24 protein-coding genes are annotated in these 20,994 nt (G+C 66.9%); 19 read left to right on the plus strand and 5 right to left on the minus strand.

Annotation, left to right across the window (positions count from 1 at the left end; translation table 11 throughout):
• Positions 1–27: 27 nt before the first annotated feature.
• The 17 genes from IBX18_RS37810 to IBX18_RS37890 all read left to right on the plus strand — a co-directional run bounded on the left by IBX18_RS37810 (position 28) and on the right by IBX18_RS37890 (position 16,272).
• Entirely contained in the window at positions 28–1,410 is a 1,383-nt protein-coding gene (locus IBX18_RS37810) for a phage major capsid protein (RefSeq protein ID WP_194838234.1), read from the plus strand.
• A gap of 118 nt (positions 1,411–1,528) precedes the next feature.
• Positions 1,529–1,810 (plus strand): hypothetical protein, encoded by a 282-nt coding sequence (locus tag IBX18_RS37815; RefSeq protein ID WP_194838235.1) that lies wholly within the window; start codon positions 1,529–1,531, stop codon positions 1,808–1,810.
• A 94-nt stretch (positions 1,811–1,904) separates the two neighbouring features.
• Positions 1,905–2,159 carry a hypothetical protein gene (locus tag IBX18_RS37820; RefSeq protein ID WP_194838236.1) on the plus strand — a complete coding sequence of 85 codons (255 nt, stop codon included), beginning with the start codon at positions 1,905–1,907 and terminating at the stop codon, positions 2,157–2,159.
• A gap of 1 nt (position 2,160) precedes the next feature.
• On the plus strand, positions 2,161–2,742 hold the full coding sequence (locus tag IBX18_RS37825; RefSeq protein WP_194838237.1) for a hypothetical protein: 582 nt from the start codon (positions 2,161–2,163) through the stop codon (positions 2,740–2,742).
• Positions 2,739–3,101: a hypothetical protein gene (locus IBX18_RS37830; protein ID WP_194838238.1), complete on the plus strand. Its 363-nt coding sequence runs from the start codon at positions 2,739–2,741 to the stop codon at positions 3,099–3,101. Before IBX18_RS37825 ends, IBX18_RS37830 begins: the two co-directional genes overlap by 4 nt.
• On the plus strand, positions 3,101–3,364 hold the full coding sequence (locus IBX18_RS37835; RefSeq protein WP_194838239.1) for a hypothetical protein: 264 nt from the start codon (positions 3,101–3,103) through the stop codon (positions 3,362–3,364). The genes IBX18_RS37830 and IBX18_RS37835 overlap by 1 nt, the downstream gene beginning before the upstream one ends.
• On the plus strand, positions 3,361–3,762 hold the full coding sequence (locus tag IBX18_RS37840) for a hypothetical protein (RefSeq protein ID WP_194838240.1): 402 nt from the start codon (positions 3,361–3,363) through the stop codon (positions 3,760–3,762). Before IBX18_RS37835 ends, IBX18_RS37840 begins: the two co-directional genes overlap by 4 nt.
• Positions 3,763–3,921: 159 nt before the next feature.
• The gene (locus IBX18_RS37845; protein ID WP_194838241.1) at positions 3,922–4,749 is read left to right on the plus strand and encodes a hypothetical protein; all 828 of its coding nucleotides are present in this window, start codon (positions 3,922–3,924) and stop codon (positions 4,747–4,749) included.
• Positions 4,750–4,827: 78 nt separating this feature from the next.
• Positions 4,828–6,534 carry an amidohydrolase gene (locus IBX18_RS37850; protein WP_194838242.1) on the plus strand — a complete coding sequence of 569 codons (1,707 nt, stop codon included), beginning with the start codon at positions 4,828–4,830 and terminating at the stop codon, positions 6,532–6,534.
• A 191-nt stretch (positions 6,535–6,725) separates the two neighbouring features.
• Complete coding sequence (locus tag IBX18_RS37855) at positions 6,726–6,986, plus strand: hypothetical protein (RefSeq protein WP_194838243.1); 261 nt, start codon at positions 6,726–6,728, stop codon at positions 6,984–6,986.
• Positions 6,987–6,988: 2 nt separating this feature from the next.
• Positions 6,989–7,378, plus strand: a complete 390-nt coding sequence (locus IBX18_RS37860) for a DUF5361 domain-containing protein (protein WP_194838244.1) — start codon at positions 6,989–6,991, stop codon at positions 7,376–7,378.
• Between the two features lie 7 nt (positions 7,379–7,385).
• Positions 7,386–11,189, plus strand: coding sequence for a tape measure protein (locus tag IBX18_RS37865; RefSeq protein ID WP_194838245.1), 3,804 nt, complete (start codon positions 7,386–7,388; stop codon positions 11,187–11,189).
• Entirely contained in the window at positions 11,186–12,124 is a 939-nt protein-coding gene (locus IBX18_RS37870; protein ID WP_194838246.1) for a phage tail protein, read from the plus strand. The genes IBX18_RS37865 and IBX18_RS37870 overlap by 4 nt, the downstream gene beginning before the upstream one ends.
• Positions 12,121–14,166, plus strand: a complete 2,046-nt coding sequence (locus IBX18_RS37875) for a Hint domain-containing protein (RefSeq protein ID WP_194838247.1) — start codon at positions 12,121–12,123, stop codon at positions 14,164–14,166. Before IBX18_RS37870 ends, IBX18_RS37875 begins: the two co-directional genes overlap by 4 nt.
• Positions 14,163–14,723, plus strand: coding sequence for a DUF2744 domain-containing protein (locus IBX18_RS37880; RefSeq protein ID WP_194838248.1), 561 nt, complete (start codon positions 14,163–14,165; stop codon positions 14,721–14,723). Before IBX18_RS37875 ends, IBX18_RS37880 begins: the two co-directional genes overlap by 4 nt.
• Positions 14,720–16,045 (plus strand): peptidoglycan DD-metalloendopeptidase family protein, encoded by a 1,326-nt coding sequence (locus tag IBX18_RS42585; RefSeq protein WP_228542426.1) that lies wholly within the window; start codon positions 14,720–14,722, stop codon positions 16,043–16,045. Before IBX18_RS37880 ends, IBX18_RS42585 begins: the two co-directional genes overlap by 4 nt.
• Positions 16,042–16,272 (plus strand): hypothetical protein, encoded by a 231-nt coding sequence (locus IBX18_RS37890; protein ID WP_194838249.1) that lies wholly within the window; start codon positions 16,042–16,044, stop codon positions 16,270–16,272. The genes IBX18_RS42585 and IBX18_RS37890 overlap by 4 nt, the downstream gene beginning before the upstream one ends.
• 41 nt (positions 16,273–16,313) lie before the next feature.
• Here IBX18_RS37890 and IBX18_RS37895 read toward each other — a convergent pair whose 3' ends face one another.
• The 5 genes from IBX18_RS37895 to IBX18_RS37915 form a co-directional block, all read right to left on the minus strand.
• The gene (locus IBX18_RS37895) at positions 16,314–16,739 is read right to left on the minus strand and encodes a hypothetical protein (RefSeq protein WP_194838250.1); all 426 of its coding nucleotides are present in this window, start codon (positions 16,737–16,739) and stop codon (positions 16,314–16,316) included.
• Between the two features lie 69 nt (positions 16,740–16,808).
• On the minus strand, positions 16,809–17,072 hold the full coding sequence (locus tag IBX18_RS37900) for a hypothetical protein (protein WP_194838251.1): 264 nt from the start codon (positions 17,070–17,072) through the stop codon (positions 16,809–16,811).
• Entirely contained in the window at positions 17,069–18,469 is a 1,401-nt protein-coding gene (locus IBX18_RS37905) for a hypothetical protein (protein ID WP_228542427.1), read from the minus strand. Before IBX18_RS37905 ends, IBX18_RS37900 begins: the two co-directional genes overlap by 4 nt.
• Positions 18,457–18,750, minus strand: coding sequence for a WXG100 family type VII secretion target (locus IBX18_RS37910; protein WP_194838252.1), 294 nt, complete (start codon positions 18,748–18,750; stop codon positions 18,457–18,459). Before IBX18_RS37910 ends, IBX18_RS37905 begins: the two co-directional genes overlap by 13 nt.
• Positions 18,751–18,752: 2 nt before the next feature.
• On the minus strand, positions 18,753–19,064 hold the full coding sequence (locus IBX18_RS37915) for a WXG100 family type VII secretion target (RefSeq protein ID WP_194838253.1): 312 nt from the start codon (positions 19,062–19,064) through the stop codon (positions 18,753–18,755).
• A 284-nt stretch (positions 19,065–19,348) separates the two neighbouring features.
• On the opposite strand from IBX18_RS37915, the gene IBX18_RS42920 reads away from it, so the two are divergent.
• Positions 19,349–20,353, plus strand: coding sequence for a glycine-rich domain-containing protein (locus IBX18_RS42920; protein WP_194838254.1), 1,005 nt, complete (start codon positions 19,349–19,351; stop codon positions 20,351–20,353).
• Complete coding sequence (locus IBX18_RS37925; protein ID WP_194838255.1) at positions 20,353–20,958, plus strand: hypothetical protein; 606 nt, start codon at positions 20,353–20,355, stop codon at positions 20,956–20,958. The genes IBX18_RS42920 and IBX18_RS37925 overlap by 1 nt, the downstream gene beginning before the upstream one ends.
• Positions 20,959–20,994 lie beyond the last annotated feature (36 nt).

Below are 20,994 nucleotides of genomic sequence, written 5' to 3' on the forward strand. Positions count from 1 at the left end.
CCCGAACCCAGCAAAGGACACCTCATCATGGATGAGCGGCTCAACAGGCTCATCGCGCTGCGCGAGCAAGCAGGAGAAAACCGCACGACGCTGCTCGCAGCGCGCACCACCATCCTCGCCACGGCCGCCGACAACGGCCGCGAAGACCTCACCGAGGACGAAGACCACGCGTTCCGCGAACTCACCGACCAGATCCGCACCGCCGACACCGAAATCACCGGCTGCGACGAACGCATCACCGAGCTGAACGAGGAAATCGAACGCGCCCGCGCGATCGATGAAGGCGCGGTCGCACTCCGGCGCGCCCAGGCACGCGTGCAGGTCACCGAGCAGCCCGCGACCTACGTGCGCGGCAACGGCCACTCCTACCTGCAGGACCTGATCCGGTTCTCGTTCCGGATGGACGCCGACGGCACCGCCGAAGACCGCCTGCGTAACCACGGCGAGGACGTGACTCGCTCTCCGGAGTACCGCGACCTCGACCGCGTCGACGGCACCGGCGGGTTCTTCGTGCCACCGATCTGGCTGATGAACCAGTTCATCGAACTCGCGCGCGCCGGACGCGCGGTCGCCAACCTCGCCGAATCCGACGTGCTGCCACCGGGCACCGACTCGATCAACATCCCCAAGGTCGCGACCGGCACGGCGACCGAACCCCAGACCGCCGACAACACCCAGATCGCCGACACCGACCTGACCGACACCTACGTCTCCGCACCGGTGCGCACGGTCGCCGGTCAGCAGGACATCGCCGTCCAGCTGCTGGACCAGTCGCCGATCAATTTCGACCAGGTGATCTTTTCGGACTTGATCGCTGACTACGCGGCCAAGCTCGACATTCAGGTGATCGGCGGGTCCGGCACTGCCGGGCAGGTGCTGGGCGTTCGGCGCACGGCGGGCATCGCGACCATCACCGCGACCCCGACGGTTCGCTCGGTCTACGGGGCGATAGCTGATGCGGTCCAGCGCGTGCACACCAAGAGGCTGCAGCCGCCGACCGTGATCGCCATGCACCCGCGCCGCTGGGGCTGGCTGCTCGCCCAGCTCGACGACACCCAGCGGCCGTTGGTTCTGCCGCAACAGAACTCGCCGCAGAACGCGCTGGCCACCCTGGGTGCGGTCGCCGCCGAACAGATCGTCGGCAACCTGCACGGGCTGCCGGTCATCACCGACCCGAACCTGCCCATCACCCTCGGCGCGGCCAACAACGAAGACGTCATCCTCGTGATGCGCGCCTCGGATCTGCGCCTCTACGAATCCGGCATCCGCACAAGGGTTTTCCCCTCGCCGCGCTCGGCGACGCTGACCACCCGACTGCAGGTCTACGGATACCTGGCCTTCACAGCCGCGCGCTACCCGCAGTCGATCGTCGAGATCGGCGGGCTCACCCCGCCCGACTTCGGCGGCTGACATCTCCTGCGGGACCTGGTCCCCGAGCGGCGGCACGCCGTTCGGGGACAACAGGTTTCAGCGCGTGAGACCTCAGTAAGGCCCCTCAGACCCCCCTAACCGAAAGGGAGGAGTGCCGATGTGGCACATCACGATCACGACCAGTGATCCGTTCACCGAGATCAGGAGCATGTTCATGGCTAATCAGGACAAGATCGACCGCCTCGCCGCGCAGCTGACCAAGGCCAAGGCCGAGATCGTCGCCGAGATCGCCCGCCTCAAGGACCAGATCGACAACGGCACCGGCGAACTCGACTTCACCGCCCTCGATGGTCTGGTCGCCGACCTCGACGGCCTCAACCTCGACGTCCCCAGTGGCGAGCCGGGCGCGGAAGAGCCCGGTACCGGCGAGCCCGCCTGACCCATCACAGTCCCTCGCTCCGGCCCGACAAACCGGGCCGGAGCGAGCGGCACCTACTCATCCTTTGAGCCATCCTTTGAGGAGGACAAACGCCGTGAGCAGCCGAGATGTCGAAGCCGACTACCTTCACGCGTACCTCGAGCAATACAACCGAGCCCGCCGGGCGGGCCGGACCGAGGAAGCGTCGCGGATCGCGCAGGTACTGCGCAGCCGCTTCGGCCACGAAGTAGAGGCCACGTCCTCGCAGCCCGAAACCGCAACAGACTCCACCGCGTCTCCTCGCCGGCCTCGCCCACCGAAGGCGAAGACAACTCCCGCCCCGGCTCCCGAGACAGCCGTCCACGATTGAGATGACCGACGCGGGCTCACCTACCCCGAGTGCGGTCCTCGCCGCGCCGCTCCCGCCGCTGGCCGATGAGGCAGTGCTCGCCGACTACGAAAATGGCAGTCCCGCACTGGCCGTGGCGATAGCCAACGCTCTGGTGCGTGACTGGTGCGGCTGGCACATCGCCCCGACCCTCACCGAGACACTGATCCTGGACGGGTCTGGTGATCGGGTGCAGATGGTGCCGACGCTGCGCCTGCTCGATCTGCACTCGGTCACCGAGAACGACCGTCCGATCGACCTCGCCAAGATCAGATGGTCGCCGACTGGATATCTGCGCCGTCCGATCGCATGGACGACCCGCGAACGCGGCGTCCGGATCGAAATCACCCACGGATGGCCCACGCCCCCACCGCTGCTTGTCGGCGTCGTGCTCGGAATCGCCAAGCGTGCCAAGGACACTCCGGCCTCAGCGGTACGCGCCCGCACCGCAGGACCGTTCAGCGAACAACTCACTGTCAGCGCGGACGGCTCGATCGGCGGGGTGGCGCTGACCCAGGTCGAACGCGACCTGCTCGCCGCCTATCGCATCGTCCCGCTCGCATGAACCTGCCGCTACGCCACACCCTGAACCATTACCGCCACCGCGACGGCGGCACCGACTCCCACGGCAACGCCGTCTCGCTCTACACCCCGCCCCTGGACACACCCGGTATCGCGGTGCGCGTCTACGGGTGGGGGCCATCGCGGTCCAGCGAACCCGACCTCGACGGGCACAACCGGGCCATCACCGAGGTCGAGGTGTACGCGCCCGCCCAATTCCAGCCCGCACCAGCAGATCTCATCGATCTGCCATCCGGACCGGCAGGTCGTTTTGAGGTGATCGGCGTGGCTGCCGATGCCAACCACGGCCCGTTCGGCTGGACGCCGGGCAACGTCATCACGCTGCGAAAGGTGGACGGATAGTGCCCAAGCCGAAGATCCAATGGACACCCGACGGCTTCTACAACCTGCGCCGCGCGTCCGGCGTGGTCCGCGACGTCGAAGCGCGCGGCCGACGCGTGAAAGCAGCCGCGGGCGAGGGCTTCGAGATGACATCCCGCCAGGGCGCCCGCCACCCGCAAGGTCGCTGGCGGGTCACCATCTCTCCCCGCACGATCAAAGCGGCCCGCCGCAACGCCAAAGACAACACCCTGGTCAAAGCCCTCAACGCCGGACGCAGCCGATGAACGAACTCGTCGTCTACCCCGCGATCGAGACCCTCACCATCGCCTACCTGAGTACGCGGCTTGCCGCGCGAGGCGATCGGGCCGTGGTCGCGACGAAAGTCCCCAACCCGCGCCCGGACCGACTAGTACGCGTCAGCGCCGCCGGTGGCGGCAACGACCGGCGGATCCTCGCCTCCCGCATAGTGATCATCGAATGCTGGGACCTGCACGAACCCGAAGCCGCACAACTGGCCGAGCTGTGCCACGCACTGCTACTGAGCGCACCCCGCGACCCCCAGGAACCACGGATCCGCGCCGCCGCCACAGTCGGCGCCCCGGTCAACCATCCCGATCCTGACACCCGTCACCCGCGATACCAGGCGACCCTCGATCTCGACGTGCGCGGCCAACTCGCCTGACCGCTTCACCGACGTGCCCTTCGGCCGAGTCCTTCGCCGTCGCGACGGCACCACCACCTGACATCCACCGCGCTGACACCAGCACCGCTCTATCCCTATCGCCGCACATCCCTTTCGAGCAGGCCCGGTCCGCCTTGCGCCTGAAAGGGGCTACCGACCATGGCAAGCACGGTCGCCAACATCTACGCGGCAATGCCGCGAGCCACCGGCTCGCTGCTCCGCGCACCGCTGGGCACCCCCGGTCCGAACAGCGCCACCAGCGATCTGGATCCCGCGTTCCTCGATCACGGCTACATCGGCGAAGACGGCTACACCCTCGCCGAGTCGAGAGACATCGACAAGAAGAAAGCCTTCGGCGGCTCCACCGTGAAAATTCTGCAGACGGACTACACGCTCACGGCGCAGTTTGCTTTCCTCGAGTCCATCAACGCGCTCGTCCTGCGCGCTGTGTATGGCGACGACAACGTCACCGTGACGGGTAACTCGATCGCGGTGCGGCACAACAAGCGTCAACTGCCGCACTCGAGCTGGATCATCGACACCCTCGACTCCGATGTCGCGCTGCGCCGGATCTGGATCCCCGACGGGCAGATCAGCACCGTCGACGACGTACAGATCGTGCACACCGAGACAATCGCCTACACCGTCACCGTCGAATGCTTCGAGGACGCTGACGGTACCCCGCTGTATGAGTGGGTGCACAAGGGCCGCCCGCCGACACAATGGACTGTCGCGCTGTCGGCGACCGCTGGCACCTTCCTGCTCTCGGTCGACGGAAAGCCCACCACCGCAATCGCTTTCGATGCCGCCAACGCAGCAGTGCGCACGGCGCTCGCGGCGCTGGCCGGGGTCGGCACCGACGGCGTCACCGTGACCGGTCCGGCCGGTGGCCCGTACAAGATCACCCTCTCGGGCGGCGGCACCTTGAGCGGCAACGGCACCGGACTCACCGGCACCGGCACCAAACTCACCGTCACTCCCGCCTGATCGACCGTCCGAGTCCGGCCGGCGGTGCACGCGTCGTGCGCGTGAGCGCCGACAGCTCCTACAGAAACGGAAGAGTCAGTGACCGATTCCGATCGCGCCCGGCTGAGCCGGGCTCAGTTCCTACGCCTGACCGGTGCAGCTGTCAGCATCGCGACGGCGAGCGGGCTGGTGGCCGCGTGCTCGACGTCTCCGCGACCACACCCAGGGACCGAACGCATCCTGCTCGATAAGGTCCGCGGCTACACCTGCACCGCCAGCGGACTGCACCGGTTCTCCAGCTTGCTGATCGACGCGCACGGAAGAGTGGAAGCACTCGATCCCGCCGGGACGGCAGGCGCGCGACGCATCGACGGACACGGAAAGGCCTGTCTGCCCGGCTTCCACGACGCCCACGGTCACCTCTGGAGTTTCGGCGCCGCCGCGACCCAGATCGACCTCGCTGGTGTGCGGTCGGTCGATGACGCGCTGCGGGTCATCGCAACCTACACGCGCGAACATCGGGATCGGCCATGGCTGCTGGGGCGGGGATGGAACGACGTGGGCTGGGGCCGGTTACCGAGCGCAGCCGACCTCGACCAGGTGGTCGAGGAGCGCCCGCTGTGGCTGCTGCGCGTGGACAGCCATGCAGGCGTGGCCAATACGGCTGCGCTGCGGCTCGCCGGGATCACCGCATCGACGCCGGATCCAGTGGGCGGGCAGATCATCCGCGACGGCGACGGCCGACCCACCGGCGTGCTGGTCGACGCCGCCAAAAAGCTGATCGAACAACACATCCCAGCTCCGACTCTTCTCGACTACGAAGACCGGCTGCTCACCGCTCAGCAAAGACTCAACGCAGCCGGACTCACCTCGATCAGCGAGGCATCCACCGCCCCCGATCAGCTCCCCGCGCTCTTCGACCTCGCCAGCACAGGCCGAATGACGCTGCGCATCAACGCATTCCTCAACTGGGACGCCTTCGTCAGATTCGGCACCCATGCACGGACCGACTCGGTCGCCGATGACATGCTGCGAGTCCGCACGGTCAAACTGATCGCAGACGGCGCACTCGGCTCGCATGGGGCAGCACTGCTCGACCCGTACACCGACCGGCCCACCAGCCGAGGACTGCCACAGCTACAGCCCACCGAACTGACCTCCCGCGTTCGCCAGATCGTGGACGCGGGCTACCAGAGCGCGATCCACGCCATCGGTGACCACGCCAACCGCATGGCCCTCGACACCTACACCGACGTGCTGGGCTCGGCGCGAGTACCACGGCTGCGGCACCGTATCGAGCATGCCCAGGTCCTCGCACCGCCGGACCTGCCGCGCCTGGCACAGCTCGGTCTGATCGCCTCGATGCAGCCCAGCCACGCCACCGACGACATGAACATGGCCGAGACCCGCCTCGGCGCAGCGCGTCTCACCGGCGCCTACGCCTGGCGATCACTGCTCGACCTCGGCGTGACCATCGCGGCGGGCAGCGACTTCCCGGTGTCCTCACATCGCCCCTTCGATGGCCTCCACGCCGCTGTCACCCGCACCGACCGCGACGGGCAGCCCGCGGGCGGCTGGCACCGCGAACAGGCGATGACCGTCGCCGAAGCCCTGCGCGCCTACACCCTCGATGCCGCCTACGCCGCTCATCAAGAGCGCGTCCTGGGATCCCTCACCCCCGGCAAGCACGCCGACTTCGTGCTCCTCGATCAGGACCCGTTCTGGCCGCAGAAGCCGCTGTGGCAGACCGAGGTACTCCAGACCTGGGTCGGCGGCCGACGCATCGGCGAATACGGCCAACTCTGAGATCAGCGACGCCGCACCCAAAACACAGTCACAGCAAGGGAACTCGCTCCGAGCGGGTGCCGAACAAGACGTCCTGTGGCTCCTCGATCCCGTCCGGCGAGGTTCATTCATCCCTTGGACCGGGCCTGCCCTCGCCGGGCGGGCACTGAAAGGCCCAGTCCGCCAATTGAAACCGAAGGAAGGTCCGGTCCATGGTGATGGAGAAGTTCACGCACACGACCGCAGGCGGCAAGACGATCTCGCTACCGAGGATGGAGAACATCCCGTTCGGGATCATCCGCAAACTGCGCAAGGAGAACGACACCGAGCAGTTCTTCGCGCTCATCGAAGGTGTCGCCGCCACCAAGGATCTCGCGGTCATCGACGCGATGACCCAAGCCCAGGTGCACGAGCTGATGAACGCCTGGCAGAAAGACAGCGGTATCGAGCTGGGGGAATCCTCGGACTCCTGAGCTTGGTCGATGCGCACCGCGACGCGGTGGAAGCCGACCTCATCCGCGCCGGTGTCCGGTTGCGCGACGTCGGCTCGGAGTCCTTCAACTGGCACGACCTGCTCGTCCTGGTCCGCCAATCCCCGCGCGAGTCCGCGCTCATGTCCGTCATGCACCCCGAAGTGGCCCGCTGGGGGCAAGGAGAGTTCCTGCTCGCCGAGCTGATCGACCTCGCGAGCTTGCTGCTGTGGGCCAAGACCAAAGACGGCGCGAAGAACCGCAACCGCCCGCGCCCCTATCCGCGCCCCGGCGTCGACGATCCGGGCTCACGCCGTGTCAGTGGTCACGCGGTCCCGATGAACGAGGTCCGAGACCGGTTGCGCGCCTTGCGAACCCAGAACCAGGGGAGGTGATCAAGTCATGACCAGCGGCGGAGTGAACCTGGCCACCGGCTACGTGTCACTGGTCCCGGAGACCTCCAAGGTCGCCCCCGGTGTCGAGGGCGCGTTCGTCCAGGCTCAGGGCAGCGCCGACAAGGCCGGACGCTCGCTGGGTTCCCGGTTCGCCTCGGGATTCGGTGCGGTGTTCAAGAGCGCCGTTACCGCTGGGGGGATCGGTGCGGCTCTGTTCGGTGGTACCGCACTCAAGTCCGGGTTGGACCGGCTGACCACGATCCAGAACGCCACCACCTCGCTGACCACGATCATGGGCTCGGCCAGCGAGGCCGGCCGCCTGATGGACGAGATCAAAAAGACCGTTAACGGCACCCCGTTCAACTTGGATCAGTTCGCCACCGTGGGCAAGAACCTGGTCGCGATGAACGTGCCCGCGGCGAAAGTACCGGGATACCTGACCGCCATCGGTGAGGCCGCCGCCGCGTCGGGCAAGGGCGCGGACGGCGTCGAACAGGTGTCGGCGGCGTTCGGGAAGATGGCCGCCACCGGCAAGGTGTCGCTGGATCAGGTGTGGTCGGTCGCCGAAGCCGGTGTCCCCGCGCTGGCCATTCTCGCCAACGGGTTCGGTGTCACCACCGACGAGATGCAGAAGATGATCTCCAAGGGAGCGGTGCCCGCCGACAAGGCCCTCGACATCCTGACCAAGGGCATCATGGAAGGCTCCAACGGAGCCGCCGGGGCGACCAAAGCCTATGCGGGCACCATGGCCGGACTCCGCCAAACGTTGTCCGGCGCCAGCGGCGGCTTCAAAGCCGCGATGGCCCGCTTCGGCGCAGGAATCCTGGCCCCGTGGCTGCCGGTCGCCACCACGACGCTGACCGGGCTCGCCGGTGGCCTCGACACGCTCACCCCGAAGATCCAAGCCTTCTCCCAGCGGTTGGCCGACTCCCATGCGGTCGAGACGTTCACCGGCTCGATGACCAACCTGCCTGCCACCATCGAGCGGGTCACCAATTCCCTTGGCGAGTTCGACTTTTCGAAGCTCACCTCCGGATTCACCACCGTCACCGACCAGCTGACCAAGATCGGCGAAGCCGGTGCCGGAGGCGAGGACAGCGGATTCCTGTCCACCCTGACCTCCGGGCTGGCCGGGCTCGGCGGCGCGCTGGGCAACCTCGGCGTCGACACCATCACCGTGCTCACCGCCGCGCTCGGCTCGATGAGCGACATCCTCGGCGTCCTGGCCGCCCACACCGGCCTGGTCACTCCGCTGCTGCTCGGGCTGGCCGCCGCGTATGCGACCAGCCAAGCCGCGCAGACCGGCTACCAGATCGCCCGGATCGTGCAAACCCCAGCGATGTTCGCCCAGCTGATGGTGCAGCGCCAGCTCACCGCCGCGATGACCGCCCACACCGCCGCACTCACCGCCAACACCGTCGCGACCGGGGTCAATACCGGGACGCAGAACACTCAGACGGCCACCACTCTGCGGGCCAAGGTCGCTGCGCTTGCCTCAGCGGCGGCTTCTCGGGTCGCTACCGCCGCGACGTGGTTGTGGAACGCCGCGCTCACTGCCAATCCCATCGGCATCGTGATCGCTGCGATCGCGGCCTTGGTCGCTGGGCTCGTCTGGTTCTTCACCCAGACCGACACCGGACGCGCGATCTGGGAAACCGTGTGGGGCGCAATCCAATCCGCGCTCGCCGCTGCCTGGTCCTACATCCAACCGATCTGGGGCGGCTTCCTGGACGCCTTGGGCTGGGTCGGAGACAAAGTGCTCTGGCTGGGGTCGGTCGTCTCCCCGGTCTTCGGGTTCATCGGCTCGCTGATCTCGTCGTGGTGGTCCGGAGTCCAGGGCTACTTCGCTGCCTGGAAGAGCGCGCTCGGCGAAGCCGGAGACATCGTGTCCTGGTGGTGGACGAGCGTGGTCCAACCGGTCTTCGGATTCGTATCGGACCTGATCAGCGGCTGGTGGGCTGGGGTGCAGGTCTACCTCGCGGCCTGGCGAGCCGGGATCGGTGAGGCCGGAGACAAGGTGTCCTGGTTCGCCGACGGCCTGCGCGCCGGATGGGCGATCATCGGGGCCGCCATCGAGACCGGCAAGGGCTGGTTCACCTCGCTACGCGATGTGGTGGTCTCCGCGATCGAGAAGATCCTCGAATACTGGGACCGGGTCAAAGGCGTCATCGGCACCGTCACCGACGTCGCGGGCCGGATCGGGTCCAGCGTTCTCAGTATCTTGCCCGGTCACGCCGACGGCGGAGCCATCGCCGGACCTGGCGGCCCGACCTCCGACAGTATTGTGGCACGGCTGTCGGCAGGCGAGCACGTCGTCACCGCCCGCGAAGTCGCCTCCGTCGGCGGCCAGGGTGCGATGTACCGGCTACGCGCCGCGATGCGCTCGGGCGCACTACGTTTCGCCGCCGGAGGCGCGGTCCCGCGCGGCATCAAAGACGCACTCGCCGCCGCAAGGGCGGTCACCGGCAACCCCTACGACTGGGGTGGCGTCGGCCCGGACCGCTTCGACTGCAGTGGGTTCATCTCCTTCCTGCAGCGCGTGGCGATGGGCATGGCGAACCCGGCTGTGCGTCTCTACACCACCCTGGACCTGCTGGCCGGGCGGCTCGCGGGCTTGGAAATCGGGCTCGGTCCGGCCGGCACTTTGTTCCAAGTCGGTGCGAACGCCGACCACATGGCCGCCACGATCAACGGCCAACCCGCCGAATCCGGTGGCTCCCACGGCACCTCACGCCTGGGATCACCAGCGGTCGGCGCGACCGACGCCCAGTTCACCAATGCCTTTCACCTACCCAACGAGCTGATCGCGGGCTGGGCAGAAGGAGCCAGCGACACCGGAACCGCGGGCAAGCCCGGCAAAGAGAAGAAGGAATGGACAGACGCTGATCAGACCAACCTGGAATCGGCGCAGGTCTCGGTCGAGCAGGCCAAGCAGCGCCGCGACAAGGTCTACGCCGACGAGGACAAGTCCGACGCCGATCGCCGCCAGGCCGACCTCGCCGTGGAGAAGGCCGAGCAGAAGGTCCTCGGGCTGCAGCAGCGCAAGGACGACGTCGAGTCGGGGAAAGCGGATGGACCAGCACCGCAGGCTCCGGCGTTGGAGCGGAAGTTCAGCGAGGACGAGGTGGCGCGCATCGACGCTCAAGCGTCGGTTGATTCGGCCAATACTCGCCGCAACGAGGTCTACGCCGATCCGGAGGCCAGCGCCAACGATCGGCTCAAGGCTGATGCCGAGCTCTCGCGGGCGCGGTCCAAGCTCGACGAGCTGGGTAGATCCGGCAGCAAGATCCAGGGCAGGGTCCGGGACTTTGTCACCGACGCCGCCGGGATCGCGTTCGACGCGCTGCTCGAACAGCTGCCATTCGGGCTCGGCGAAACCCGCTGGTGGACCATCGACTACGCGCCGCTGATCGCCGCCGGGCAGAGCGCCGCACAGAAAGCGAGCGCGGCGATCGGGCCGCTGCCGTCGTTCTCCCCGGAGTCGATCGCCGCCCAGCTCGGCTACACCCCGGTCGCAGGTCAGCCGCCGCCGGAATGGTGGGACAAGCTGCGGCCTCGTGTCTTTGACCGGGGTGGTTGGTTGATGCCCGGTGAGACCGCGATCAACCTGTCTCGCCGTCCGGAGCCGGTGCTGTCGAGTCCAGGGCAGATGCAGGCGTTCATGGGCGGGTTCGCCACCGAGCCCGCGCTGGATGCCAGCGTCCGCATCGAGAACCTCACCACCGGGATGAGCGCATCGGAGTTCCGGCGGGAATGGGCGCTGATGACGTTGGACCAGCGTCAGCGCGCCAAGACCTGGCAAGGCCGATGATCACCCCACCGCCCGACACCCGCATCGTCATCGAAGGACCGGGCGCGGAACGGTTCACCGTCGCCGGGCCGGGCATGGGCGATCACGGAGTCGTGCTCGCCGACGAGGACTCGGGCACCGACTTCGACGCGATGTATGAGACCGCGACCACCACGATCTGGAACGCCACGGCCTATCAGATCGGCGCGGACTTCGGCGGGCTACGCGAGGAGAAGTTCGACTTCTCCCTCGCCTTCCATGTTCTCGGCACACCGCAGCTGCCGTGGCGGCACGCCGATTCCGCGTTCCGGCAGGCGTTTTCGTTCCGACGCGACTCGCTGGTCCGGGTCCAGATCGGCGACACCCAACGTCGCCTATCGGTGCGCCTGGGTGCCAAACCGCGCGTCAAGATCGTCGGCGACCCGAACGTCCACGACTACGGGCTGGTCGTCGTGCCACTGATTGGCGCTTACCCGCGCTGGCTCGAAGACGACGCCACTTCCAGCTTTATTACGACCACCGACACGACCGGCGGCGGTGTTGAGAACGGGTTCGTCACTGTCGCGAACCCGCTGCCGATCGATTACGAGATCTGGCCGCGCTGGGTCTTTCAGGGCACCGCCGGAATCGTGTGGACGATCCCGGACTTCTCTTGGGGCAGCGATGAATTCGATCGCGCCGACATCGATGCCGATCGCAAGATCGTCATGCCGCCTTTGCTGGCCGGTGAACACATCGTCATCGACACCGACCGGATGGCGCGCAACGGCCAAGCCAACTCGAGCCTGGACACCGAGTTCTACGCGCGCATGGGCGGCAAGCGGTTCGTGTATCCGCTGCCCGGGCGAACTCCCGAGACGCGGATTCCGGTGTCGGTGACCGGTGCGCCGATCGGTGCCGGAATCCAAGTGCGTTGCCCGCGTCCGTGGCCGCGCCCCTGGGGTGGACTGGATTGAGCACGAGCGTCGAAACCATCGATTTCGAGCGGGTTTTCGACGACATCGTCGCGCGCCTCAAGCGCGACACCGATCGCCGGATCCTGCCCCCGTTGATGCGGATCTGGGACGGCAACTGGGTACTGCGCGGGGAGATCCACAACGAGATCTCGGCGAAGTTCTCCGCGATCGAAAACGACACCGGCATAGGCACTGTCGAGCTGCCCGCGACCTACTACCTCGCGCGGTGGATGACCGACCACAACGGCCGATCGACCAAGAATATTTTCATCACGGTCGACCGTGACGGGGCGAGATGGTCCGGGATGCTCGACGACCTCGAGCAGGACCGCGACGAGCATGGTCAGCGCATCATCCGGGCGACGTTCAAGCACGACACGGAGCACCTGCGCCACATAACGGCCTACTGTAATCCGTTCACCCCGCCGGAATTTCAGTTCCCCAAGACCTGGGCGTGCGTATCGGGGGAGACCCTCGTGCAGGTCTGCGAGGGCGACCGGGTCGTGCTCCGCCCGATCCGGGAGCTGGCCGGGCGCCCGTGCCAGGTTGTGGTCGACGGGCGTATCCACCACTCGCCGACCGGGTCGTGGAGCAACGGCATCAAGGCGGTCTATCGGCTCACCACCGCCACCGGCAAGAGCATCGAGCTCACCGGCGACCACAAGGTCCTCACTCCCGACGGGTTCGTGCCCGCCCAAGACATCGGTGTCGGCGGCTGGGTCATGGCCGACCATCAGGTTCGCGAACAGGTCACTGCGTTCGAATACGGCGGTGAGACCGAGGTTTTCGACATCGCTGTCTCCGACGTGCATCGCTTCGTCGCCAACGGGGTTGTCGTGCACAACTGCTTCGGGCCTGCCCGGTGGAGTTTGCTGCTGACCCTGTTTTTGAATCTGCTTCGCCTCGAGGGGCGACTGTGGACGCTGCCGGTCGGGGATCCGCTGGATCCGCGTTCGTGGCTGAACTTGGATACCTCGACCTGGTCGCAGGTGGTCAAGCCGCTCTCGATCCTCGATGACCGCTCCCAGTTCGCGGTGGTCCATTCCCGGTTCAAGTCCATGTATGAGGTCAGTCAGCGCATCGTCGCCGACGCGCAACTGACCTGGGAGCCGCGCCGCTGGCTCACCGGCGACCCGCCGCCCTGGCCCGGAGCACGCGTGCGTCACGGCGCACTCGTGTGGGACCTGGTCGATTCCAGCGGCTGGGATACCGAAACCTCTTTCGCGGGAAACCTTTTCGACGGGCTCGTGCGCGCGGTCACCCGCATCGGGGCCGACGGCATGGTCGAAACCATCGAGGAGATAAGGGATCCGACCTTCCCCGAGGAATACTCCCGTCCCAGGTGGAAGGGGACTATCCCGCGAGCGCCGGGCATCATCCTGCGCGACGGCGACCGAACCGGCGTGCTGTCCACCAACTTTCACTGGCGACCCGCTACCGACGTCGGGTTCATAACCGGAGGCCACAGCGCCCCTGGCATCAACGAGATGCTCGGGGCGGCGGTCAATCTCCTCGGCGATCTCGTATCGCTCAGTTTGGCGATCCCGCCCCTGGGAGGCGTGGCCTCAGAAATCCTGAAACCGCTGTTCACCGACGTTTTCGGAGCCTTCCAGAAGCGCGGCGACCCGGCCCGTGAACGCAGCCTCGGCTGGTCGCACTACCACGAAACCTTCTGTGCCGGAGCCGATCGCGCCTACACCCTGAACGCTCTCATCGCCCTGCGCACCGGCCGGTGGCGGACCCGCGAGCAGACCACGCATTCGGTCAAGGTCCTCGACGGCTACGACAACCTGCGCATCGGCCAGAACGGGCACGGCAACGCCTGGCTGGGCACCCGCATCGGCACCACGGTGCGCGACTGGGGCAAGCCGGGCGCGGTCTATGTCGACCGGATCACCGAAATCGTCCTGGCCTGGGACCGCAGCACCACCCCGACCTGGGACATCACCGTCGGCGCGCGCGAACCCGACGACCCACTGCTGAAGGGACTGGAAATGCTCGATGAGCTCGCCGGCCTCGCCCGAGATCTGGGAGTGCTGTGAACACGCTCTGGCGTATCGAAGACATCGACCCCGACGACCCTGAACAGAGGTTTCTGCCTGCGCTGCAATGTATTCCGATCATCGGTCGCACTCCGATCGTGTTCGTCGAACCGCTGGCCCGCGCCATCTCCAAACATCTCACCGAGGCCGGATGCCCGCCGATGGATCCGGCGTTGGCGACCAAGAAATTTCAGCGCCCGTATCGGGGTGAGCAGCACTCGCTCAACGGAGCGGGCCAATGGGTCGACCTCGACGTCTCCGACCCTGAGCCGGTCGTCATCCAAGACCCGGCGACGATGACCGTGCGCGAGCGCGAAGCCCAGGTCGAGCGGCTGCGCTATCTCGGCTACCGGATCGACGAGCCCGAGCCCGCGACGCCGACCGCCCAGGTCATCGACACCCTCGACACCCCGCCCCGCTTCGACCCGAGCGCGCATTCGGTCACCGGGGTCAACGCCTACCTGCGCGCGCTCGACGACCCGATCGAACACCGCCGCGTCGTCCATGCCGAGCGAAATGACAAGGCCCGCAACGGAATTCTCCGGAGGTTCGGATGAACCGATATTGGCCGATGGAACGCGGCCACCGCGTCACCTCCTATTTCGGTCCCCGCGAAGGTGGCTGGCACTGGGGTGTGGATTTCGGCTGGCCCGGCGGCAGTGGCGGACGCCCCGTCTACGCCATGGCGGGCGGTCGAGTCGACCGCGCCGGACCCGCGAGGGGGTTCGGGCGCTGGGTGTGCCTGGACCACGACACCGCTGATGGCGGCGGATACACCGTGTACGGGCACGTCGTGCCCGAAGTCGCCATCGGCGAGCGCGTCGAGGCCGGTCAACGCATCGCCCACATCGATCCCGATCGCGCCACGAATGCAGATGTCCCCCCGCACGTCCATGTCGAGGTTCACGAATTCGTCTGGGTGCCACCAGGTCCGGGTCATCTGGAGCCGCTGCTGTGGCTGGGTGCAGCCAGCTATCCGAACGAAAGGGCAACCATGTCAACACTGTTTGGCATCGATGTCTCCAACCATCAGCGAGGCTTCGATTTCGGCGCGGCGCGACGCGAAGGCTTCGCGTTCGCCACGCACAAGATCTCCGAGGGCACTTGGCGCGATCCGTGCTGGCCCCTGGCCAGAGACGAGATGGCGATCCATTTCCCCGATACCTGGGGTGGCTACGTGTTCTGCAAGGTCGGCACCGATCCCGACCGGGAGGCCGACACCGCGCTGGCCCACTCCGGTGGCGCCTGCCGCCTGCAGATCGATTACGAGGACCTCGACGCCGACGGCAGCATCGAGGACTTGTGGGCGCGGATCACCGCACTCACCGCCCGCGGCTTCGAGCTGCTGCCGATCTATCTGCCGCGCTGGTACTGGTCCTCGCGCATGGGCTCGCCGTCGCTGACCGCTCTGCCGGTCGGGATCTGGAACAGCCACTACGTGACCGGTGACGGCTTCGCCAGCGAGCTCTACCCCGGCGACAGCCATCCCGGTTGGGAGCCGATGGGCGGCCAGCGCGTCGACATCCTCCAGTTCTCCTCCACCGCCCGGGTTGCCGGGCAACTCATCGACGTCAACGCCGTGCGCGGGGGCGAACCCGCCCTCGCCGCTCTGTTTGGAAAGGACACCACCGACATGACCCCCGACCAGGAACGCAAGCTCGACGAGATCCACCGCGAACTCACCCAGCTCTACCCCTCGCGCTCGCACTACCGCGACACCGACGCCCCCACCGACACTATGGCCGGATACTTGCTCAACGTCGACGGCCGCGTCCACGAGTCCTCGATCGACCTGCCCGCCACCCTCGAACGGCTGCAGCAGAGCATCGATGAGCTGCCCGCCAAGCTCGCCGCCGCACTACGCGAGGCCAAGCCGTGACCACGCCCACGCCGAAGCTTCCCGAGCCCGCGCTGGTGCGCTCGGTGCTGGTCACGCTCACCGCTGTCGCGGCGTACCTGCTCAACCGGGAACTCGACACCAGCTGGGTGGAACCGCTGTTGACCCTCTACACCCTGATCGCGCCCTTGATCGCCGGGCTGCTCATCCGCCACGCTGTCCGGCCGGTCAAGCCAGCCAAGCGGCCGAGACCCGCACAGGAGGAGTGACGGATGGTCTGGCTTACCGCAGGAACCCAAGCAGGCTGTAATCAGCGATTATTCGTCCAGCCGTGGTTCATCCGTTCGAAGTATTCATCGTCTGCGCGCTGAATCTCTTCTTCCGTCGGCTGAGACCGACCGGCGGGAGCGGGCTCGCTATGCGGCTTGGGGAGCTGTCTGCCGAGCCGCGGGTCGGCCTTGGTGAGTAGGCGTTCGACCCTGGCTTTGGCATCGGCTCGGGCTTTGCGGTGGCAGTCGAGCAAGGTCGTTGTGAGCTGGCTGCCGCTCCATCGCATTGCAGCGGGGGCGATTTGCAGGTTGGTGATGTCGCCATCGGCGTCGACCTCGATGATGACCCCGCGTACTTCGCCGCGACCCCGCACGACGGCAATGGCACTGGCGAGCTGTGCACTGCTGCGGCGGATGTCGGCGAGGTCTTGCTTGAGCTGCCGCTCCCATTCCTGTATATCGGTCATCGCAACCAGGCGCTTTCCTCGGCCGGAACCGAATAGATCACAGTGATGCGAAACTGGCCGACCACCATGTCATTGCTGGCGGTTGATCACGGTTCCGGCGGTGACGACAGGGCGCAGCTCGGCGTCCAGCATGATCGTCGTTTTCCCGGGCCGACCATGGAGTTCGATCGATTTGATTGTCGCGCCGGTGGTCTGGTCGCCGTTGTGGATGGTCACCGCATCGCCGATGCTGACCGGCTCGCCGGAGAGCACACCGGTAACGAATATCCAGTCGGCCCGGCTTGGGAGAAGGTCAACTCGTTCGACGATCATTCGTGACGTTCCGTCGCTCATCGAATGTTCCTCCGCCAGGTGTCCACGAAGGCGTCTTCGGCTGCGTAGGCTTCGTCTTCCAGCGTGCGTGTCATCGAATTGATTTGGCCTTCCGCGTATTGGCGTACGTGCACATTTTCATGCGCCAGGGTCCGCACGAGTGTTTCCGCATCCTGGAAGGATGCCGGTCCGAGCTGGACTCCCAGGGAGTCGGTTCTGGCTATCGCACCCTGGAAATCCAGGTAGGAAATCGTGTCGGCATCGTCGAGGATCTCGATCTTGGCACCGCGAAGGTCGATGCCGGCCAGCCGGGCGTACTCCTCGATGGTGTCCATGTCCCTGGGCAGGCCGATATTGCCTTCCAGGACTTCACGATTGGTCAGGGCACCACCGCGTGAGTACAGGGCGGTGGGTCCGCTACGGCCGAGGAACTTGGTCCGGGCTGCCTGCACCCACGTGCGAACCTTCTCGACCAGCGGTTTCAATCGCTCGGCGAGTGGTCTGATGACGTCGGCGACGATTTTCGCTGCCCTCGCCGCGAGCTCGCTGATGATCGTGGCGATACGTCGGGCCTTGGCGGTGAGGCGGGCGGCCAGGGCCGCGTTGCCCACCCATTCCGACAGCGTGGCGGTGAACGGTGCCAGGACCGCGAAAGCTGCTTCAGCGGCGACGGTTTCGATGGCCATGTCCTTGAGCTCGTCGAGGATCTGGCTGTGCGCCTCGTCGAGGTGATGGGCGTATTCCCCGCAGGCATCACCAAGTGACTGGCAGGCATCAGCCAACGCGTTGAGGTCGGCCTGACGGGTCTGGCAGGTTTGCACCCCGATCTCGATCTCGGGTGATTGCTGGTTGGTGAGTAGATCGACTGCCTGCGGAGCCGCACCGGCCACCGTACGGAAATCCGATGAGGCTGTGTGCCATGCGGTTTTGGCGGCGTTCAGTTGGTCTTGATGTCCGCTGGGCCACGCCCACCCGACCATGTCTTTGATGAACGACCAGCCGAACGGCTCCGGTATCCCGTCCCCGGCGGCAGAGGGCGCAGTCTCGGGCAGACACGGATCAGAGGACAGTGATGGTGCTGGCGGCTCGGGCAGCTGCCGCAGGTTGGCGGCAGCTTCCGCGACCTGGTGGTTGTAGGCGCCAACAACGATAAGATCGCGGGTCTGCCCGCACGCGGTCGCCAGTTTGGATGAGGTCGATATCGCCAGCTGGGCGGCCTCGTCGTAGCCCGCGGCCCACTGAGTACCGACGCTGTCGCTACCAGCCATCCCCTTGTACGCGGTCAGTACCGTGACCAACGCGGAGTGCGTGGTGACCGAATCGGCGGACATCTGGCCGAAAACCTCACCGGCAGAGGTGTACTCCTGCCCCCGGTGAACAATGAGCGGCACCGTCGGTGTCGGCGTCACCGTGGCCACATCCCCACATTGGTGTCGACTGCGGCGGTGTAACTCGTATGTGCTCGCCGAGCCACTTCACGCAACTCGCCAAGGTTCTCCTGCATCTCCGCCGCACCGGCCATCCACCGGTCGTGCGCGGCGCGCTGGGCCTGCGCGGCCTCGCTCGCCCACGCCAGGTGTAACTCAGCGACCTTGGTATCGACTTCCAGCAGCAAGCCCTCGACCTCGGCACCGAACGTGGCCATCGTCGCGATCGCATCGTCGAGCTGCCCGAGATTGACCCGGTAGTCCTCCGCCATGGCTATACCTGCCGACCGGCTTGGTTGATCGCGTCCCGGAAAGAGCCATCGCGCAGCTCGTATTGATTGGCCGCCGTCAGCAGGTTCGCCGCCGAATCCTGGAGCGCGGCGACGATCTGCTCGGCACCGAGCTTCCACTCGACCCAGGACTCGTCATAGGCGGACGCCGCCGTGCCTTGCCATCCATCGACCAGCAGCTCCCGACCGACCGTGCCGTCGAGCTTGTCGACACCGTCCTTGATGCGCTGGGCTCGATCCGAGATGAACCGTGCAGTCTCACGGAGTCGATCCACCTCGACCTGCAGCTCGGACATCCCGCCTCCCCTCTGACAGCCGCCTTTCAGAACATCTTCGCACTATAAGGCAGCCCTCACTCGGCCGTGGCCATGGCTGACCTACCTGCTGCGACTCACGCGCTCGTCATGGCTCACCGCCCTCGTGACGGCCGAGACCCACCGGTCCATCAACAGAGGCGCTGCTGCGCCCCGGCGTCGTGCGCCCATTCCGCTGGTGCCTCTGACCTTTCCCATGCTCTGCCGCCGAACCGGGGCCGGGCCGGATGTCGCATGCCGCCACCTACCTCGTGCCCGGAGGTGAGATGACCACTCCAGGACAGCCAGCGCCCGACGGCTCCTTCGTTCTGGGCTCTGTCTTCGGCCAGAACATCAACGAAGACTCCGCCAAAGCGGTGCTCAAAGAGGCGACCCTAGCGGTGTTCACCCGCTACCAGCAGCGGCTGCACAGCCAGGTCGTCAACGTCATCAACGATCACTCCCAGTCGATCACCGAGCTGCGCCAAGCCTACGAACAACTCACCCTGCACGGCCGCACGATCGTGTTCCCCGGCAACGCCACCTACACGCCCACCAAGGGCATCGTCTTCGTCGACGTCATCATCCTCGGCGGCGGAGCCGGGGGAGCGGCCGGCCGCTGGGACATCCTCGGAGCGAACCGAAAAACCGGTGGCGGTGGCGGTGGCGGCGGGGAAGTCCACTACAGCATCCCCGCCTCTCTCCTCCCGGTCGACCGCGACGGCAACTTCCTGCCCATCGCTATCGTCATCGGACGAGGAGGTGGCGGCGGCACCGGCGATGCCCAACCCGGAAACGGTGGCGGTGACACCAAATTCGGTGACTTCCTCACCGCAGGCGGGGGCGTCGGTGGGCAAGCCGAGGCTGAAATCGGCGGTACCGGAGGCCCCGGTGGGGTCGGCATGGTGCGCGGTGGCGACGGAGGCAAAGGCTCGTCTTCGGGCAGCACGTACCCGGCCGCTGCGGGCGGCAACTCGTACTCGCCGTACTCCCTCAACGGCGGCGGAGGCGGTGGGGGAGGCGGCGCGGGCATCGGCGGTCCGGGAATGTCGGGCGGCCAAGGCGGAATCTCCCTCGGCGGACTCCCCGGCCAAGACGGCCGCACACCGTCGAGCGTGGTCACCACCGGCGGCGGCGGTGGTGGAGGTTCCCCCAGCACGACCACTAGCGGCGGCCACGGCGCGGCCCCCTCCGGTGGTGGCGGTGGAGGTGGCGCCGGGATGACCCCACCGCGAGGCAACGGCGGCAACGGCGGGTCCGGGGTGCTCTACGTCATCGAGCGATTCAGCTGATGCGCGCCGTGCTTCGGCTCTACTCCACCAACGACACCTGGCACAAACCGCCCGAGCTGGAATCGGTCGAAGTGATCGAGCGGGCTGGTGGCGGCGGAGGCAACGCGACCAACGGCGGAGGGGGCGGTGCCGCCGTGCAGCCACGCCGCATCCGCGCCAGCCAACTACCCGACACCATCGCCATCATCGTCGGCCCCGGCGGCGACCTCGGCCTCGACGGCGGCCCCACCGCATTCGGTGATCTCATCACCGCCCCACCAGGACTCGGTGCCGACAACGGCGGCACCGGCGGACGCTCCAACATGCGCGGCGGAAACGGCGGCGGCCCAAACCAACCCGGCGAATCAGTGACCTCCGGCGTCGTCGCCCTGCTCGCCGGAGGCGGCGGCGGCGCGGGATCCGGATCCATCGGCGGCGCATCCGGACTCGTACCGGGGGGCACCAGCTATCCGGTGCTGTGGCAGGCCGGTCAAACCGGCGGCGGAGGCCACACCGGGCAACCCGGCGGATTTCCCGCCGGTGGCGGCGGTGCGGGCGCACCCGGCGCGGCAGGGCTACTCACCCTCATCGAATACCTCTTCGAGCCGACGCCAACCACGCCCTGACTCAAACCCCGTGCGTACCTGCCTATTCCAGGACAC

It is taken from the genome of Nocardia sp. XZ_19_369 (assembly GCF_015355715.1).
In the GTDB taxonomy this organism is placed as follows: domain Bacteria; phylum Actinomycetota; class Actinomycetes; order Mycobacteriales; family Mycobacteriaceae; genus Nocardia.

Coding starts and splice junctions, on each gene's coding strand:
- IBX18_RS37810 (WP_194838234.1), top strand. CDS start 28: ATGGATGAGCGGCTCAACAGGCTCATCGCGCTGCGCGAGCAAGCAGGA.
- IBX18_RS37815 (WP_194838235.1), top strand. CDS start 1,529: ATGTGGCACATCACGATCACGACCAGTGATCCGTTCACCGAGATCAGG.
- IBX18_RS37825 (WP_194838237.1), top strand. CDS start 2,161: ATGACCGACGCGGGCTCACCTACCCCGAGTGCGGTCCTCGCCGCGCCG.
- IBX18_RS37830 (WP_194838238.1), top strand. CDS start 2,739: ATGAACCTGCCGCTACGCCACACCCTGAACCATTACCGCCACCGCGAC.
- IBX18_RS37840 (WP_194838240.1), top strand. CDS start 3,361: ATGAACGAACTCGTCGTCTACCCCGCGATCGAGACCCTCACCATCGCC.
- IBX18_RS37845 (WP_194838241.1), top strand. CDS start 3,922: ATGGCAAGCACGGTCGCCAACATCTACGCGGCAATGCCGCGAGCCACC.
- IBX18_RS37855 (WP_194838243.1), top strand. CDS start 6,726: ATGGTGATGGAGAAGTTCACGCACACGACCGCAGGCGGCAAGACGATC.
- IBX18_RS37865 (WP_194838245.1), top strand. CDS start 7,386: ATGACCAGCGGCGGAGTGAACCTGGCCACCGGCTACGTGTCACTGGTC.
- IBX18_RS37870 (WP_194838246.1), top strand. CDS start 11,186: ATGATCACCCCACCGCCCGACACCCGCATCGTCATCGAAGGACCGGGC.
- IBX18_RS42585 (WP_228542426.1), top strand. CDS start 14,720: ATGAACCGATATTGGCCGATGGAACGCGGCCACCGCGTCACCTCCTAT.
- IBX18_RS37895 (WP_194838250.1), bottom strand. CDS start 16,739: ATGACCGATATACAGGAATGGGAGCGGCAGCTCAAGCAAGACCTCGCC.
- IBX18_RS37900 (WP_194838251.1), bottom strand. CDS start 17,072: ATGAGCGACGGAACGTCACGAATGATCGTCGAACGAGTTGACCTTCTC.
- IBX18_RS37910 (WP_194838252.1), bottom strand. CDS start 18,750: ATGGCGGAGGACTACCGGGTCAATCTCGGGCAGCTCGACGATGCGATC.
- IBX18_RS37915 (WP_194838253.1), bottom strand. CDS start 19,064: ATGTCCGAGCTGCAGGTCGAGGTGGATCGACTCCGTGAGACTGCACGG.
- IBX18_RS42920 (WP_194838254.1), top strand. CDS start 19,349: ATGACCACTCCAGGACAGCCAGCGCCCGACGGCTCCTTCGTTCTGGGC.
- IBX18_RS37925 (WP_194838255.1), top strand. CDS start 20,353: ATGCGCGCCGTGCTTCGGCTCTACTCCACCAACGACACCTGGCACAAA.